The organism is Streptomyces sp. MUSC 14, assembly GCF_001866675.1.
GTDB lineage: Bacteria > Actinomycetota > Actinomycetes > Streptomycetales > Streptomycetaceae > Streptomyces.
Genome location: NZ_MLYN01000007.1, coordinates 461144 through 478222 on the forward strand (window position 1 = coordinate 461144; position 17079 = coordinate 478222).

Genomic DNA, 17079 nt, shown 5'->3' on the forward strand with positions numbered 1-17079 from the left:
CGGTAGCCACAACCGAACCCGGTCGGCCCGGCCGGGCGTCTTCGTCTTCGGGGAGCCCCGAGTGGATCGCACTGCCCAGCTCACCACCCGCGCCACGGAGCATGCGATCGCATACGATCCCCCGGCCCGCGGCGACGGTCTGCACGTCAGGGCGGCCCGGGTGCTCGCGGCGAACTGGACCGGCAACGCGACGGTCCCCTCCCGGAGCCTGTATCCGCACCAGTGGTCCTGGGACTCGGCGTTCATCGCCATCGGCCTCCGGCACGTCTCGCCGCTGCGGGCCCAGACCGAGCTGGAGACGCTGCTGGCCGCCCAGTGGGGCGACGGACGCGTACCGCACATCGTCTTCAACCCCTCCGTCCCGCTCGACGCCTATTTCCCGAGCCCCGACTTCTGGCGCTCGGCCACCGCCGGGCGCACCGCGGGCGCCCCGCGCACCGTACAGACCTCCGGGATCGTGCAGCCACCGGTGCACGCGCTCGCGGCCTGGCTGGTGCACCGCGCCGACCCGGTGCTCTCGCGCTCCCGCGGCTTCCTGGTCCGGGTGTACCCGCGCCTGGCCGCCTGGCACCGCTATCTGACGCACCGGCGGGACCGGGGCGGCGGAGGGCTCGTGTCGGTGGTCCACCCCTGGGAGCAGGGCATGGACAACAGCCCCTGCTGGGACGCCCCGCTGGCCCGGATCACCCCGGCCCCGGCCCGCTCCTTCCGCCGGGCCGACCTCGAACACGGGGCGGCCGAGGACCGTCCGACGGATCTGGACTACGGGCGGTACGTGCGGCTGGCCGCGGACTACCGGGACGGCCGGTACGCCGACGGCGAGGGCGAGTTCGCCGTCGAGGACCCGGCGTTCAACGCCCTGCTCATCGCCTCCGAGTACGCACTCGCCCGGATCGCCGAGGAGCTGGGCGCGACCGGCACCGCCCGCCGCGCGCGTGCGCAGCGACTGACGGCGGCGCTGGTGGAGCGGCTGTGGGACCCGGCGGCCGGCATGTTCCTGTGCCGGGACCTCACGGGCGGGCAGGAGCTCGTCCGCGAGCGGAGTGTCTCCGGGCTGATCCCGCTCCTGCTCCCCGGCCTGCCGCACGAGATCGCCGCCACGCTCGTCCGGACCCTGCGCGGCCCGCACTTCGGATTCGGGGCCGGGCCCGGCGACCGCACCCGGCTCGTGCCGAGCTACGACCTGCTCGGCGAGGCCTTCGACCCGCACCGGTACTGGCGCGGGCCCGCCTGGTTCAACACCGCCTGGCTGCTGGAGCGGGGCCTGCGCACGCACGGGGAGCCACAGCCGGCCGACACCCTGCGGGCGGCCGTGCTGCACCTCGCCGACGCCACCGGCTTCGCGGAGTACGTCGATCCGTACACCGGCGAGGCCTGCGGCGCGACCGGCTTCGGGTGGACCGCCGCGCTCGCCCTCGACCTCTGCCACGACCTGCGCGGTCAGCGCCGCCCACAGCCGTACCAAGAGCTTGTCAAGGGCGCCCGCGAGGGCGTGTCCAGCGCGGCCACCGGCACGTTCGACACGAGTGACGAAGGAGGAGACCGGCGATGACGGACCGGCATCATCTGCTCGTGCACGGGGCGACGTTCGCCGCTGTGGGCGACCGGGGCGACATCAGCGGAGTACGGGGCAGCGGTGCCCCGGACGGACTGTTCGTACGGGACGCGCGGCACCTCAGCCGCTGGCAGCTCACCGTCGACGGCGCCGTGCCCGAGGTGCTCACCCCGGTCACCGAGGGGGACGCGGCCCGCTGCGTCCTGGTCCCGCGCGGCGGCCGCCAGGAACCCCCGGCGCACACCGTCTTCCGTCACCAGGCCGTCGGCGACAGCTCGTTCGTGGAGTCGCTGCGGGTCACCAGCAACCGCCCGGTGCCCACCACGGTCCGGCTCGCCCTCACCGCCGACGCCGACTTCGCCGACCAGTTCGAACTCCGCTCCGACCACCGCACCTACGTCAAGCCCGGCGCCGTACGCTCCCGTGAAGTGACGGGCGACGGGATCGAGTTCACGTACCGGCGCGCCGAATGGAGGTCCCGTACGGCGATCACGGCCGACCCGGCCCCCGACGCCGTGGAGGAGACCGGCACCGGCGCCCGCCGTCTGGTGTGGACCCTGGAGCTGCCGGCGCACGGCACGAGCGAGCTGCTGCTGCGCGTGATCGCCCGTCCGCACGGCGAGAAGCGGGCCGTCCGGGTGCCGCGCGACCCCGCCGCCGTGCACGGACAACGGCAGGCGCACGAAACGGAGTTCATGGAGGGCGTGGCCTTCCCGACCGGCTGGCCGGAGCTGGCGGAGGCGTGCGCGCGCGGCCTCGCCGACCTGGCCGCGCTCCAGGTGCCGGCCGGCGGACCGGACGGCGAGGAGCTGCGCGTCCCGGCCGCCGGCGCCCCCTGGTACCTCACGCTGATCGGCCGGGACGCCTTGCTCACCTCCCTGTTCGCGCTGCCGTACCGGCCCCGGCCGGCCGCCGCCACGCTGCTCGCCCTCGCCGCGGCCCAGGCGACCGGCTCCGCCGCCCCCTCGCGCGTCGCCCAGCCCGGCAAGATCGTGCACGAGGTGCGGCACGGCGAGCTGGCGCACTTCGGGCAGGTGCCGTTCGGGCGGTACTACGGCTCCGTCGACGCGACCCCGCTGTTCCTGGTCCTGCTCGGCGCGTACGTCGAGCAGACCGGGGACACGGAGCTGGCCCGCGGCCTGGAGCGGCATGCCCGCGCCGCCGTCGGCTGGATGCTGGACCACGGCGGGCTGACCTCGCGCGGCTATCTCGTCTACCGCGCCGACGAGGGCGGCCTCGCCAACCAGAACTGGAAGGACTCCCCCGGCGCGATCTGCTGCGCCGACGGCACCCGGCCCACCGGCGCGGTGATGGCGGCGGGCGCGCAGGGGTACGCGTACGACGCGCTGCGCCGCACGGCCTGGGTGGCGCGGACGGTGTGGGCCGACGAGACGTACGCGGCGCTGCTGGAGCAGGCGGCGGCCGATCTGCGGGACCGTTTCCAGCGGGACTTCTGGATGCCGGAGCACTCCTTCCCGGCCCTCGCGCTCGACGGGCGCGGCCACCGTATCGACGCGCTGGCCTCCGACGCCGGGCATCTGCTGTGGTCGGGGCTGCTCGACAAGGAGTACGGCGAGGCGGTCGGCCGGCGGCTGCTGGAGCCGGACTTCTTCTCCGGGTGGGGCGTGCGCACGGTGGCCGCCGGGCAGGCCGCGTACCACCCGCTGTCGTACCACCGGGGTTCCGTGTGGCCGCACGACAACGCGCTGATCACGCTGGGGCTGGCGCGGTACGGGCTGCACGACGAGGCGCGGACCGTGGCGCACGCGCTGGTCGACGCGGCGAGCACCGCCGGACACCGGCTGCCGGAGGTCCTGGCCGGGTACGGGCGGGACACGCATCCGGAGCCGGTGCCGTATCCGCACGCGTGCGTGCGGGAGTCACGGTCGGCCGCGGCACCGCTCGCGCTGCTCACGGCGGTGGGCGGGGTATAGCCCGGGGTACTGGATTTGCCCGGTGTTTGCACAGTGGTCTGAACAGGGGTCCGCGGGGGGCCGTACGAGACTGCGGTACAGGTCTCGCACGGAAGGACCTTCGGGTTGTCTCAGGACACGAGCACGCGCCAGGAAACCGGTACGGACGGGGAGACCGAGGCGCCGGACAGCATCCCCGACGGAACTCCCGCGGACTCCCCCAAACGCCCCTTCACGCTCACCCTCAGGTCCCTTCCCCGGCCCCGGTTCGCCGTGCGGGCGCGGGCACGGCGATGGCGGGCGGCGCATCCGGGCGCCGCGCAGGCGCTGTCCGTCACGGTCACCCTGCTGGCCGCGGCGCTCGTCGTCGTCGCGCTGGGGATGCCCAACTCCGTCGACCGGGTGCACACGTCGACGTTCGTGCGGATACCGGCGGAAGCCGTGATCGGGGCGGCGGTGATGATCGCGCTGCCGCGCCGGCCGCGGGTGGCGCTGGCCGTCGTGTCCGGGGTGGCGCTGGCCGCGATGACCGTGCTGAACGTGCTGGACATGGGGTTCAACCAGTACCTCGGCCGGGGCTTCAACGCCGTGCTCGACTGGAGCCTGTTCGGTGACGCGGAGTCGTACCTGGTGGACTCCATCGGGCACACGGCCACGGTGGCCGCCGTGATCGCCGTGATCCTCCTGGTGCTGCTGATCTTCGTGCTGCTGGCGCTGTCCATGGTGCGGCTGAGCAATCTGCTCGCCCGTCACCCCGTCCTCGCGACCCGGGGCACGCTGATCGCCGGAGTCGTCTGGATCACCAGTTCCTCGCTCGGCCTGCAGATGTTCGGTATGCCGCTCGCCACCGACACCACCGCCAACGCGCTGAAGGACCAGGCCCACCGGATCTCGAACGCGATCAAGGACGAGGCGGCGTTCCGCAAGGTGGCGAAGGTCGACGCCTTCGGGAACACCCCGGGCAGTCAGCTGGTCCCGGATCTGCGCGGCAAGGACATGATCTTCACGTTCATCGAGAGCTACGGCCGCAGCGCCGTCGAGGACCCGATCATGGCGCCCGGCGTCGACGCGACCCTCGACGCCCGCACCAAGGCGCTGGCCAAGGCGGGCTTCCACGCCAAGAGCGGCTGGCTGACGTCGGCGACGTACGGCGGCAGCAGCTGGCTCGGCCACTCCACGACCATGTCGGGCCTGTGGATCAGCAACCAGCAGCGCTACCGCACGGTCATGGCGAGCGACCACCTGAGCCTGACCGACGCGTTCAAGAAGACCGGCGGCTTCGACACGGTCGGCGTCATGCCGGGCGTCCAGAAGGGCTGGCCGGAGCAGAAGTGGTACGGGCTGGACAAGGTCTACAACGCCTTCCAGCTCGGCTACCAGGGGCCGAAGTTCAGCTGGTCGACGATGCCGGACCAGTACACGCTCCAGCAGTTCCAGGACCGGGTGCACAGCAGGAAGCCGGCCGACGGCAAGTCACGGATGTCGTTCCTCATCCTGACCTCCAGCCACCAGCCCTGGGCGCCGATCCCGAAGATGGTCCCCTGGGACCAGCTGGGCAACGGCTCGGTCTTCGACTCCATCGAGAAGGCCGGTCACCCCTCGTCGTACACCCTCACCGACGACACGCACTCCAAGCAGGAGTACGGCAAGTCCATCCAGTACTCGGTGACCGCGCTGACCGAGTGGCTGGAGCGGTACGGCACGAAGGACACCGTGCTGGTCTTCCTCGGCGACCACCAGCCGAACGCCCACGCCAGCGGCAACCACGCCAGCCGTGACGTGCCGGTCTCGATCGTCGCCAAGGACCCGAAGCTCCTCGACAAGGTCGCGAGCTGGAACTGGACCGACGGCCTGCGCCCCGCGCACAACGCCCCCGTCTGGAAGATGAGCGCCTTCCGCGACCGGTTCCTGACGGCGTTCGGCTCGACACCACACCCGAAGAAGAACTGAGGCGAGCGCGGGCTCAGCCGCCGGAGGTGTCGAGTTCCGCGTCCTCGCTGATCCCCGCGTAGTCGTACGGGTCCTTCAGCCAGCCGTCCGGCAGCACCACGCGGTTGTTGCCGGACGTGCGGCCGCGGGGCCCGTCCGCGCCGGTCGGCCAGGGCTGGTCGAGGTCCAACTCGTCCAGTCCGGCGCGGAGTTCGGCGAGGGACGAGGTGATCGCGAGCCGCCCCCGCATCTCCGAGCCGACCGCGAAGCCCTTCAGGTACCAGGCGACGTGCTTGCGGAAGTCGACCACGCCCTTGGACTCGTCGCCGAGCCACTCGCCCAGCAGCGTCGCGTGCCGGACCATGACGTCGGCCACCTCCCGGAGCACCGGGCGGGCCAGATCATCGAGGCGCCCCTCGAAGGCGGCCACCAGGTCCGCGAACAGCCACGGCCGTCCCAGGCAGCCCCGCCCGACCACGACACCGTCGCAGCCGGTCTCCCGCACCATCCGCAGCGCGTCCTCGGCCGACCAGATGTCGCCGTTGCCGAGCACGGGGATCTCCGGCACGTGCTCCTTGAGCCGGGCGACGGCCTCCCAGTCCGCGGTGCCGCCGTAGTGCTGGGCGGCGGTGCGGCCGTGCAGCGCGATGGCGGTCACGCCCTCCTCCACGGCGATGCGGCCGGCGTCGAGGAAGGTGATGTGGTCGTCGTCGATGCCCTTGCGCATCTTCATCGTGACGGGCAGGTCACCGGCCCCGCTCACGGCCTCCCGCAGGATCGCCCGCAGCAGGTTCCGCTTGTACGGCAGCGCCGAGCCGCCGCCCTTCCTGGTGACCTTGGGGACCGGGCAGCCGAAGTTCAGGTCGATGTGGTCGGCCAGGCCCTCCTCCGCGATCATGCGGACGGCCTTGCCGACGGTCGCCGGGTCGACGCCGTACAGCTGGATCGAGCGCGGCTGCTCGCTCGCGTCGAACCTGATCAGCTGCATGGTCTTCTCGTTGCGCTCGACCAGCGCCCGGGTCGTGATCATCTCGCTGACGAACAGCCCCTTGCCGCCGCTGAACTCCCTGCACAGGCTGCGGAAGGGCGCGTTCGTGATGCCCGCCATGGGTGCGAGCACGACGGGCGGCGACACGGTGTGCGGGCCGACGGCGAGCGGGTGGGACATCAGACGGCTCCGGGACAGGTCTACGCCGCGGACAGCGGCGCGGGGAACACAGGGCAAGGACCCATTGTCCCTCACCCGGTCCCCTGCTCTCCCGCGAGCTCCGCCAGCCGCTCCAGCCGCTCCTCGCTCTCCTCGTCGGCGGGGACGTACGCGACCACCCGCTGGGCCGGCGATTGCGGGGCCAGCCACATGTTGCGGTGCTCCAGCCGGATCAGCCCGACCACCGGGTGCCGGTACCGCTTGACGTGCGGGGACATCGGCGCGACCTCGTGCCGCTCCCACAGCTCGCGGAACTCCTCCGAGACCGCCAGCAGCCGGTCCAGCCGCTGCTTCCACACCGGCTCGGCCATGTGCTCGGCCATGCCCGCCCGGTACTTCGCGATCAGGTCGCGCAGCATCTCGTCCCGGTCGAGGAAGTCCCGCTGCCAGCGCGCGCTGGTGGTCAGCAGCCACAGGCAGTTCCGGTCGGCCGGGGACAGCTCGGCGGGGTCGCCGAAGACCTGGGCGAAGGGGCGGTTGGCGTGGAGGATGTCGTAGCGGGCGTTCTGGAGGGTGGCCGGGTAGGGCGCGAGCCGTTCGACGACCTTGATCGCGGACCGGGCGGCGACCGTGCACTCGGCCTCGGTGCGCGGGTCGGCGGCCCGGGCGAGGGCGAAGAGGTGGGCGCGCTCGGCGGGATCCATGAGCAGCGCGCGGGCGACGGCGTCCAGCACCTGGGGGGAGACATGGGCGGCGCGGGCCTGCTCGATCCACGTGTACCAGGTCACCCCGACCGCGGAGAGCTGGGCGACCTCCTCGCGGCGCAGGCCGGGGGTGCGGCGGCGCGGGCCGCGCGGCAGGCCGACCTGTTCCGGGGTGACGCGCTCGCGGCGGCTGCGCAGGAAGGCGGCCAGCTCCCGGCGCCGCACGTGCTGCTCCCCGATGTCGTGGGTGTCGTGTTCCGGCGCTGCGATGGTCATGGGACCAAGGGTGCCGCGCCCGCGCACCCCGGTGCCAGGTGGTGCCGGTACCTGGATGAGCACCGCCTGGTACCCGGCTGGGCATGGGCGCAGAGTCGGGGACGTGACCACGAAGACGACTCCTCGCACGACTCCCACGACGACCGCCGGACCGCCCCGGCCGCCCGGCGCGCTCACGCCCCTGGGCCTGTTCACCCTGCTCCTCGGCACCGCGCTGCCGATGATCGACTTCTTCATCGTCAATGTCGCCCTGCCGACGATCGAGCGCGATCTGCACGCGCCGCCGGCCACGCTGGAGATGGTGGTGGCCGGGTACGCGGTGGCGTACGCGGTGCTGCTCGTCCTCGGCGGCCGGCTCGGGGACGCCTTCGGCCGGCGGCGGATGTTCCTGTGGGGCGTGGCCGGCTTCGGGCTGACCTCGCTGGCCTGCGGGCTCGCGCCGGGCGCCTGGTGGCTGGTGGCGGCGCGGGCGGCGCAGGGAGCGGCGTCGGCGGCGCTGCTGCCCCAGGTGCTGGCGACGCTGCACGCGACGACGTCCGGCGAGCGGCGGGCCCGCGCGGTCGCGCTGTACGGCTCGGTCGGCGGGGTGTCCGTGGTGCTCGGGCAGGTGCTGGGCGGGGTGCTGATGGCGGCCGACCTGGCGGGCACCGGCTGGCGCGCGGTGTTCCTGGTGAACGTGCCGGTGGCCGTCGCGGCGCTGGTGTGCGCGCTGCGGTCGGTGCCGGACAGCCGGGCGGAGCGCCCGGCGCGCACGGATCTCGCCGGTACGGCGCTGCTGGCGGCGGCGCTGACCGCACTGCTGCTGCCGCTGACCGAGGGCCGGGCGACGGGCTGGCCGCTGTGGTCGGTCCTGCTGCTGGTCGCGGCGCCGGTGTGCGCGGCGCTCTTCTACGGCGTGGAGCGGCGGGCCGAGCGGGCCGGCGCCGGCCCCCTGCTGCCGCCGTCGCTGCTCACCTCCCCCGGGGTGCGGCGGGGGCTGCTGCTCGGCGTGCCGGTGTTCACCGGCTTCGCGGGCTGGATGTTCGTGAGCGCGGTGACGCTCCAACAGGGCCTGGGGTACGGGGCGTTGACGGCGGGGCTGACGTTGGCGCCGATGGGGGTGGCGCAGTTCGCGGCGTCGATGCTGGCGCCGCGTGCGGTACGGCGGTTCGGCGGGCGGGCGGTGACGCTCGCGGCCGTGGTCCACATCGCCGGTCTGGCGACGGTGGTGGCGACCGCCCTGCTGGGCCCCTGGCCGCATCTGAGCCCGCTCGCGCTCTCCCCCGGTCTGGCCCTGTGCGGCATCGGGCAGGGCCTCCAGCTCCCGCTCTACTACCGGATTCTGCTGGCCGCGATCCCGGCGCGGCTGGCGGGCGCGGGCAGCGGACTGGCGGCCACGCTGCAGCAGTCGTGCCTGGCCGTGGGGGTCGCGACGCTGGGTTCGCTGTTCCTGTCCCTCGCGCCGGGGCTGGGGATGCGGGAGGCGCTGGCGGTGGTGCTGGCGGTGCAGGCGGCGGGGCTGCTGGGGCTGGGGTGGCTCGGTCTGCGGCTGCCCTCGGCAAAGATCATGTAGCAGTCATTAGTTAGACGCACTATTGAAATGAGCGTACAGTGAAGCTCATGCCCGAGCTGAGCCCTCGCCGTCGTCTGCTCGTGCTCGCGATCTGCTGCATGAGCCTGCTCATCGTGAGTCTCGACAACACCGTCCTGAACGTGGCGCTGCCCTCCATGCAGCGCGATCTGCACGCCTCGACCTCCGGTCTCCAGTGGACGATCGACGCCTACACCCTGGTGCTGGCCTCGCTGCTGATGCTCGCGGGGTCGACGGCCGACCGGATCGGCCGCAAGAAGGTCTTCATGACCGGCCTGCTGGTGTTCACCGTCGGCTCCGTGCTCTGCTCGCTCGCGCCGAACCTCTCCCTGCTGATCGTGTTCCGCATGGTGCAGGCGGTCGGCGGCTCCATGCTCAACCCGGTCGCCATGTCGATCATCACCAACACCTTCACCGACGCCCGTGAGCGCGCCCGCGCGATCGGCGTGTGGGGTGCGGTGGTCGGCATATCCATGGCGGCCGGTCCGCTGGTCGGCGGGCTGCTGGTGCAGTCGGTGAGCTGGCGCGCGATCTTCTGGATCAACCTCCCGGTCGGCCTCGTCGCCGTCCTGCTCACGCTCCGCTTCGTCCCCGAGTCCCGCGCCCCGAAGGCCCGCCGTCCCGACCCGGTCGGCCAGTTCCTGGTCATCGCCCTGTTCGGCTCGCTGACGTACGCGATCATCGAGGCGCCGGACTCCACCGCGTCCGTCGTCGCCCCCTTCGCGGCCGTAGCCGTCGTGGCCCTCCTCGCCCTCCTCCGGTACGAACCCCGCCGCGACGAACCCCTCATCGACCTGCGCTTCTTCCGCTCGGCACCGTTCAGCGGGGCCACCGTGATCGCGATCAGCGCGTTCGCGGCGCTCGGCGGCTTCCTGTTCCTGTCGACGCTGTACCTGCAGAACGTCCGCGGCCTGGACGCCCTGCACGCGGGCCTGTGGATGCTCCCGATGGCGGTGCCCACCTTCCTGTGCGCGCCCCTGTCCGGCCGCCTGGTCGCCGGCCGCGGCCCCCGCCTCCCGCTCCTGATCGCCGGTACGGCGATGACGGCGAGCGGCGTCCTGTTCGCGGCCTTCGACGCGGAGACCTCGAACACCACCCGCCTGTTCTGCTACGCCCTGTTCGGCATCGGCTTCGGCTTCGTGAACGCGCCGATCACCAACACGGCCGTGTCGGGCATGCCGCGCGCCCAGGCCGGGGTCGCCGCCGCCGTCGCCTCCACCAGCAGGCAACTGGGCCAGACCCTCGGCGTCGCGGTGATCGGCGCCGTCCTGGCCTCCGGCATCGGCTCGTCCTCGCAGCCCCAGGCCTTCACCTCGGCGGCCCGCCCCGGCTGGTGGATCCTCACGGGGTGCGGCCTCGCCGTCCTGGTGCTCGGCCTGCTCACCAGCGGCCGCTGGGCCCGCGCGACAGCGACCCGCACGGCGGAGAGCCTCCAGGCACCGGAGATCCGCCAGCCGGTGGGCACCGTCTGAGCGCTCCGCTGGAAGTGCCGCAATGTGCCGTCGGTCATCCGCGGGTCCGTCGTGGCTGGTCGCGCCCACGCGGCGGAGCCGCATGTCGATGGAGCCCCGCGCCCCTTCGGGGCGCCGCCGAACCGCACCGGACTGCGCCGGACCCGCTCAGAGGTCCGTCGTCACATTCCCGTCCTCGCCCGAGGGGCGGCCTCCCGGCGTCCGGTACGTGCTCCGGAGTCCCCCCGGCCGAACGTCTCGGCGGGGCCTAGGCACCGCCGACGGACGGCAGCGGCTCGCAGGACATCTCGTACAGCCTCTCCAGCCGCTCCCGGGTCTCCTCGTCCTTCGCCGTGTACATCACCATGCGGGCGCCCGCCTCGGGGCCCAGCCACAGGTCCGTGTGCACCAGCCGGAGGTGGCCGACGTAGGGGTTGCGGTACTCCTTGGTCTTCGTGCGGGCGCCGACCACCTCGTAACGCTCCCAGTGCTCGCAGAACGCGGGGGACGCCGACTCCAGGCGCTTGAGGAGCATCTTCCAGGCCGGTTCGCCCAGATGACCGGCGAGGGAGGCACGCAGCCGGGCGGCCATCACCCGCTGGGTCTCCTCCAGGTGGACGACCGCCTCCTGCCACTCCTTGTTGGTGTACACGAGGATCATGCAGTTGCGGTCCTCGGGCGCGATCGCGTCCAGGTCGCCGAGGAGGCGGCCGTAGGGGCGGTTGTAGGCGAGGATGTCGTACCGGCTGTTCTGGATGCAGGCCGGGAGCGGCTCCAGCCGGCGCAGCATCTCGCGCAGGGCCGGGGTGACGCTCGGGCAGCTCGCGGCGGGCGTCGGATCGGTGGCACCGGCCAGCCGGAACAGATGGGCGCGCTCGCTGGCGTCCAGCATCAGGGTGCGGGCCAGGGCGTCCAGGACCTGCACGGAGACCTGGATGTTGCGGGCCTGTTCGAGCCACGTGTACCAGGTGACGCCGACCGCGGAGAGGTGCGCGACCTCCTCCCGGCGCAGTCCGGGCGTCCGGCGCCGGGCCCCGCGGGGCAGGCCCACCTGCTCGGGGGTGATGCGCTCACGGCGGTTGCGCAGGAACGCGGCCAGCTCGTGCCGCCGGATCTCCGCGCCCCGGGCGGACCGCGTCGCGCCGTCCTGTGCCATCGTCGTCATGCGTCCAGGGTGCCGCCGGGCCGATCCTGTTGCCAGGTATTTCTTCTACCAGGATGAACACACTCTGGTACCCGTCTGAGCGAGGGCACAGGGTCGAAGGCATGAGCGAAACCGTCGTCTCCACCCGGGCCGTCCGCCCGACGGCCGCGCCGCCCGCACTCGGCGGGCTCGGGCTGTTCACCGTGCTGCTGGCCGCGGCACTGCCGCTGATCGACTTCTTCATCGTCAACGTCGCGCTGCCGACCATCCGCACCGATCTCGCCGCGAGCGAGGCGGTGTTGGAGCTGGTCGTCGCCGGGTACGGGGTCGCGTACGCCGTGCTGCTCGTGCTCGGCGGGCGGCTCGGGGACCTGTTCGGCCGGCGCCGGATGTTCCTCGGCGGGATGGCCGCGTTCGGGGTGACCTCGCTGGCCTGCGGGCTCGCGCCGAACGCGTGGAGCCTGGTCGCGGCGCGGGGCGCGCAGGGCGCCGCGGCCGCCGCGATGCTGCCGCAGGTGCTCGCCACCATCCAGGCCACCACACGCGGCGCGCACCGGGCGCGGGCCATGAGCCTGTACGGCGCGACGGCCGGACTGGCCATGGTGGCCGGGCAGATACTCGGCGGGGTGCTCGTCGCCGCCGACATCGCCGGGACCGGCTGGCGGGCCGTGTTCCTCGTCAACGTGCCCGTGGTCGTGGCGGGTCTGCTCCTCGCCGTACGGTTCGTGCCCGAGACCCGCTCGGCGCACCCCGAGCCCGTCGACGGCCCCGGCACCGTCCTGCTCGCGGTGTCCCTGCTGACGCTGCTCGCGCCGCTGACCGAGGGCCGCGCGGCGGGCTGGCCGCTGTGGACGTGGCTGTCGCTGGCCGTGTTCCCGTTCACTGCCGGTGCGTTCTGGGCGGTGGAGCGGCGGGCCGACCGGGCGGGGCGGACCCCGCTGGTGCCGCCGAGCCTGCTGGCGCTGGCCTCGCTGCGGCGCGGTCTGCTGCTGATCGTGCCGTTCTCGATCGGCTTCAGCGGCTTCATGTTCGTGATCGCGCTGGCGCTGCAGCAGGGCGCCGGTCTCTCCCCGGTGCCGGCCGGGCTCGCGCTCGCGCCGATGGCCGTGGCGTTCCTGCTCACCTCCCTCGCCGGCCCCCGGCTGATCGCCCGGTACGGCACCCGCGTGGTCACCGCCGGTGCCGTCGTCCAGGGCGTGGGCATCCTGCTGCTGGTCCTGGCCGCCTGGCGGGACTGGCCGCACGTCGGCCTCGTCTCGATGCTGCCGGGCGCGGCCGTCGCCGGTGCCGGGCAGGCGCTCCAACTCCCCAATGTCATGCGGCTGGTGCTGTCCGAGGTGCCGCCGGCCCGGGCCGGGGTCGGCAGCGGCGTGATGGTCACCACCCAGCAGTCCGCGCTCGCCCTCGGCGTCGCCACGCTGGGCACGCTGTTCCTCACCCTCGTACCGCGCGTGGGCATGCGGGAGGCGCTGGTCGTCGCGTTGCTGGTGCAGTTGGCCGGGATCGTGCTGACGGGCCTGCTCAGCCTGCGGCTGCCGCGCGAGATCGGCTGAGTCCCGGCCACGACTCGCCCAACCGACCGTGAACAACCCCCTGTTGATGTTGCTTCTGCTGCACACTCCCAGCGGGCACGCAGAGACGGAGGCAGGGATGGCGCGGGACAACAGCACGAGCAAGGTCAGCCGCTGGGACCGGCACGGCCGGGAGCACGTCGTGCGCGTGGAGCGCACGGGCGTGCAGCGGCTGATCAGATGCGACACCTGCGGCTGGCGCAGAAGCGCGCAGTTCCTGCCGTGGCTGAAGGCGGAGGAGCACCTGGCCGAGGCCCACCAGGCGACGGTCGACCCGGCGAACAGTCACCAAGGGTAAAAAACGGGTAACGGAGAGGAGCGGGAAAACGTTGTCCAACCTGCGCTTTTACGGAAAGCGATAGACGTTTCAACGGCTGCCGGGGCCTGCTCGACATGCCGCCCCGGCACACTCGGGCGAGCCTGGACTGGCGAGCAGGCCCCGCGAGGTTCGCTCGCGACAGGGGGGAACTCCCTCGAAAACAGGAGACCCACATGAGCTTCACCCGGAGCCGCTGCGCCCGAGCGCTCGCCGCCGGCACCCTCTCCGTCGCCCTGCTGTCGGCCGGTACGGCCGCGGCCTTCGCCGCGAACGAGAAGCCGAGCCCCTCACCCACCACCCACATGACGGGAAAGCCGAAGCCCACGACCAGCCCCAGCATGGTCAAGGCCTCGATCACCCTGACGGCCAAGCCGACTTCGGTGAAGGCCGGCAAATCGGTGAAGCTCGCCGGACGCACCACGGGCCTGAAGATCGGCTCTCCGCTGGTGCTCCAGCACGAGACGAACGGCAAGTGGACCAAGCTGACCCCGACCGCGGTGGTCAAGAAGAACAACTCCTACGCCTTGACCGCCAAACTGCCCAAGGGCACACACGTCCTGCGGGTCGTGAGCGTGACCAAGTCCGGCAAGGTCGTCTCCCCGACCGTCACGGTGAAGGTGAGCTGAGTCCCCTCACCAACAGGTCCACCACCGCCGTGAACTCCTCGTCGATTCCGGGGCTGGTCCAGTCCCGGGCGTAACAGGGGTCGTGGAAGCGGCCGGTGGCCTGGAAGACGGCGCGGGCCGCAGGGGCCGGGTCGGGTACCGCGAAGGTGCCCGCCTCGGCCCCTGTCTCGATGATCCGGGTCAACTGCCCGGTCAGTTCGTCGATGTGCCCGGCGACCGCCGCGACGTTCTCGTCGGTCAGCACCGTGTACGTCGCGAACAGCTCCGGATCGTCACCCGCCTTGTGCCGCTTGGCGTCGAACAGCGCCGCGAGCCAGGCCCGCAGCCGCTCCTCGGGGGTGCCGTCCATGGAGACGATGCCGGCCAGCCGCTGGGACGTGCGGTCCAGCCAGCGCTTGGTGACCGCCTCGCGCAGTGCCGCCTTGGTGCGGAAGTGGCGGTAGACACTGCCGTGGCTGACGCCGAGCGCGCGGGCCACGTCGACCACGGTGGCCTTGGCCGGGCCGTGCCGGCGCAGCACCTCCTCGGTGGCTTCGAGGATGCGCTCGGCGGTCAGGGTCCCGGTGGGCGGTGTCATGTCATAGACCGTACGTCATCGGCCTGGTCCGGCTGCCGGGTCAGCGCTCGCTGTCGAGCGTCGTCATCTGCGCGGACGGGTAGCGGTCGCCGGCCGCCGCGTCCGCCGGCACGGCCTCCTCGATCGCCGCCAGGTCGGCCGCGTCCAGGGCGACGTCCAGCGCGCCGAGCGACTCGGTGAGCCGCTCGCGGGTGCGGGCGCCGACCAGCGGGACGATGTCGTCCCCGCGCGAGAGGACCCAGGCGATGGCGGTCTGCGCGACCGTCGCGCCCTTCTGCTCGGCGATCTTGCGCAGCGCCTCGACCAGGTTCAGGTTGTGCTGGAGGTTCTCGCCCTGGAAACGGGGCGAGTGGGCACGGAAGTCGGTCGGGGCGAGCTGCCGGTCGCGGGTGAAGTGGCCGGAGATCAGGCCGCGGGACAGCACGCCGTACGCGGTGATCGCGATGCCCAGCTCGCGGACGGTCGGCAGGATCTCCCGCTCGATGCCCCGGCTGATCAGCGAGTACTCGATCTGGAGGTCGGCGATCGGGGCGGTGGCGGCGGCCCGGCGAACGGTCTCGGCGCCGACCTCGCTGAGGCCGATGTGCCGGACGTAGCCCTTCTCGATCAGTTCCGCGATCGCACCGACGGTCTCCTCGATCGGCACGTCCGGGTCGAGGCGGGCGATCCGGTAGACGTCGATGTGGTCGACGCCGAGGCGCTGGAGGGAGTAGGCCGCGAAGTTCTTCACGGCGGCCGGGCGGCCGTCGTACCCGCTCCAGTTGCCCTCCGGGTCGCGCAGGGCGCCGAACTTCACGCTGGTCAGGGCCTTCTCGCGCAGGGCGGCCGGGGCGGTGCGCAGGGCCTCGCCGACCAGCATCTCGTTGTGCCCCATGGCGTAGAAGTCGCCGGTGTCGAGCAGCGTGACGCCCGCGTCCAGGGCGGCGTGGACGGTCGCGACGGACTCCGCGCGGTCGGCTTCGCCGTAGAGCGCGGACATGCCCATGCAGCCGAGGCCGAGGGCGGAGACGGTCGGGCCGGTGGTTCCGAGGTTTCGGGTTCGCATCGTCATGCCGTCCACTCTGTCATGACGGATGACAGATTTCAACATCTGTCATCTGTCATTCCATCTTCGTCAACCGTCGGAAGAATGGTCCAGACCTATTGACGAGAGGTCTGGACCACGAGCAAGGTCAAAGAACGAACTGTCATGCCTACGACACCTCACCGCATCCCACCCCCACCGGGAGGCCTCGCATGCTCAGACGTCTGCTCGCCGCCGCGCTCACGGCCGCCGCCCTCGTCCCCCTTTCCATCGCCACCGCCCCCGCCGCCTCCGCCGCCGACACCTGCGCCGTGAAGTCCCGGCCGGCCGGCAAGGTGCTCCAGGGCTACTGGGAGAACTGGGACGGCTCCGCCAACGGCGTCCACCCGCCGTTCGGCTGGACCCCGATCACCGACTCCCGTATCCCCGCGCACGGTTACAACGTGATCGACGCGGCCTTCCCGGTGATCCGGTCCGACGGCACGGCGCTGTGGGAGGACGGCATGGACACGGGTGTGAAGGTGGCGACACCGGCGGAGATGTGCGCGGCCAAGGCGTCCGGCCAGACCGTCCTGCTCTCGATCGGCGGCGCGGCGGCCGGCATCGACCTCAACTCGACGGCCGTGGCGGACACGTTCGTCTCGACGATCGTCCCGATCCTGAAGAAGTACAACTTCGACGGCATCGACATCGACATCGAGACCGGCCTGACGGGCAGCGGCAGCATCAGCCAACTGTCCACGTCCCAGGCCAACCTGATCCGCATCATCGACGGGATCCTCGCGCAGATGCCGTCGGACTTCGGCCTGACGATGGCCCCGGAGACGGCGTACGTCACCGGCGGCAGCGTCACCTACGGCTCGATCTGGGGCGCGTACCTGCCGATCGTCAAGAAGTACGCGGACAACGGCCGGCTGTGGTGGCTGAACATGCAGTACTACAACGGCAGCATGTACGGCTGCTCCGGCGACTCCTACGAGGCCGGCACGGTCGCCGGCTTCACGGCGCAGACCGACTGCCTGGACAAGGGGCTGGTGGTGCAGGGCACGACCGTCAAGGTGCCCTACGACAAGCAGGTCCCGGGCCTGCCCGCGCAGCCCGGCGCGGGCGGCGGCTACATGTCGCCGTCGCTCGTCTCCCAGGCCTGGCAGCACTACGGCGGCTCACTCAAGGGCCTGATGGACTGGTCGATCAACTGGGACGGCTCGAAGAACTGGACGTTCGGGGACAACGTGAAGGCGCTGCAGGGGCGTTGAGGCAGGCGGGACATGCG

General features: G+C 72.3%; 14 protein-coding genes. 9 read left to right on the forward strand and 5 right to left on the reverse strand.

All coding sequences use genetic code 11. The features are described from left to right. The first annotated feature begins 61 nt into the window (after nt 1-61). The 3 genes from BIV25_RS03410 to BIV25_RS03420 all read left to right on the forward strand — a co-directional run bounded on the left by BIV25_RS03410 (nt 62) and on the right by BIV25_RS03420 (nt 5418). The gene (locus tag BIV25_RS03410) at nt 62-1552 is read left to right on the forward strand and encodes a hypothetical protein (RefSeq protein ID WP_071370566.1); all 1491 of its coding nucleotides are present in this window, start codon (nt 62-64) and stop codon (nt 1550-1552) included. Further along, nucleotides 1549-3489 carry a glycogen debranching N-terminal domain-containing protein gene (locus BIV25_RS03415; protein ID WP_071370567.1) on the forward strand — a complete coding sequence of 647 codons (1941 nt, stop codon included), beginning with the start codon at nt 1549-1551 and terminating at the stop codon, nt 3487-3489. The genes BIV25_RS03410 and BIV25_RS03415 overlap by 4 nt, the downstream gene beginning before the upstream one ends. Before the next feature lie 105 nt (nt 3490-3594). After that, nucleotides 3595-5418 (forward strand): sulfatase-like hydrolase/transferase, encoded by a 1824-nt coding sequence (locus BIV25_RS03420; protein WP_371272981.1) that lies wholly within the window; start codon nt 3595-3597, stop codon nt 5416-5418. Between the two features lie 13 nt (nt 5419-5431). Here BIV25_RS03420 and dusB read toward each other — a convergent pair whose 3' ends face one another. Both dusB and BIV25_RS03430 read right to left on the reverse strand, forming a co-directional pair. After that, a complete protein-coding gene (gene dusB, locus BIV25_RS03425; RefSeq protein WP_071370568.1) occupies nt 5432-6565 on the reverse strand; it encodes a tRNA dihydrouridine synthase DusB in 1134 nt (377 codons plus the stop codon). A 71-nt stretch (nt 6566-6636) separates the two neighbouring features. Next, complete coding sequence (locus BIV25_RS03430; protein ID WP_071370569.1) at nt 6637-7524, reverse strand: helix-turn-helix transcriptional regulator; 888 nt, start codon at nt 7522-7524, stop codon at nt 6637-6639. A 55-nt stretch (nt 7525-7579) separates the two neighbouring features. Here BIV25_RS03430 and BIV25_RS03435 point away from each other — a divergent pair, with 55 nt between their 5' ends. Next, entirely contained in the window at nt 7580-9076 is a 1497-nt protein-coding gene (locus BIV25_RS03435) for an MFS transporter (RefSeq protein WP_079176406.1), read from the forward strand. 47 nt (nt 9077-9123) lie between these two features. Further along, entirely contained in the window at nt 9124-10566 is a 1443-nt protein-coding gene (locus BIV25_RS03440; RefSeq protein WP_071370648.1) for an MFS transporter, read from the forward strand. Nucleotides 10567-10813: 247 nt separating this feature from the next. Here BIV25_RS03440 and BIV25_RS03445 read toward each other — a convergent pair whose 3' ends face one another. Then, nucleotides 10814-11710 (reverse strand): helix-turn-helix transcriptional regulator, encoded by an 897-nt coding sequence (locus tag BIV25_RS03445; RefSeq protein ID WP_071370571.1) that lies wholly within the window; start codon nt 11708-11710, stop codon nt 10814-10816. A gap of 101 nt (nt 11711-11811) precedes the next feature. Between BIV25_RS03445 and BIV25_RS03450 the strand changes: the two genes are divergently transcribed. The 3 genes from BIV25_RS03450 to BIV25_RS03460 all read left to right on the forward strand — a co-directional run bounded on the left by BIV25_RS03450 (nt 11812) and on the right by BIV25_RS03460 (nt 14205). Continuing rightward, nucleotides 11812-13242, forward strand: coding sequence for an MFS transporter (locus tag BIV25_RS03450; protein WP_071370572.1), 1431 nt, complete (start codon nt 11812-11814; stop codon nt 13240-13242). 97 nt (nt 13243-13339) lie between these two features. Next, nucleotides 13340-13558, forward strand: coding sequence for a hypothetical protein (locus BIV25_RS03455; RefSeq protein ID WP_071370573.1), 219 nt, complete (start codon nt 13340-13342; stop codon nt 13556-13558). Nucleotides 13559-13752: 194 nt separating this feature from the next. After that, entirely contained in the window at nt 13753-14205 is a 453-nt protein-coding gene (locus BIV25_RS03460; RefSeq protein WP_071370574.1) for a hypothetical protein, read from the forward strand. Here the strand turns inward: BIV25_RS03460 and BIV25_RS03465 are convergent. Together BIV25_RS03465 and BIV25_RS03470 are read right to left on the reverse strand one after the other, a co-directional pair. After that, nucleotides 14186-14782: a TetR family transcriptional regulator gene (locus tag BIV25_RS03465; RefSeq protein ID WP_071370575.1), complete on the reverse strand. Its 597-nt coding sequence runs from the start codon at nt 14780-14782 to the stop codon at nt 14186-14188. The two genes, BIV25_RS03460 and BIV25_RS03465, sit on opposite strands and share 20 nt — an antisense overlap. Nucleotides 14783-14822: 40 nt before the next feature. Further along, nucleotides 14823-15833: an aldo/keto reductase gene (locus BIV25_RS03470; RefSeq protein WP_071370649.1), complete on the reverse strand. Its 1011-nt coding sequence runs from the start codon at nt 15831-15833 to the stop codon at nt 14823-14825. A gap of 185 nt (nt 15834-16018) precedes the next feature. On the opposite strand from BIV25_RS03470, the gene BIV25_RS03475 reads away from it, so the two are divergent. Continuing rightward, on the forward strand, nt 16019-17062 hold the full coding sequence (locus BIV25_RS03475) for a chitinase (RefSeq protein WP_071370576.1): 1044 nt from the start codon (nt 16019-16021) through the stop codon (nt 17060-17062). Nucleotides 17063-17079: the final 17 nt, after the last annotated feature.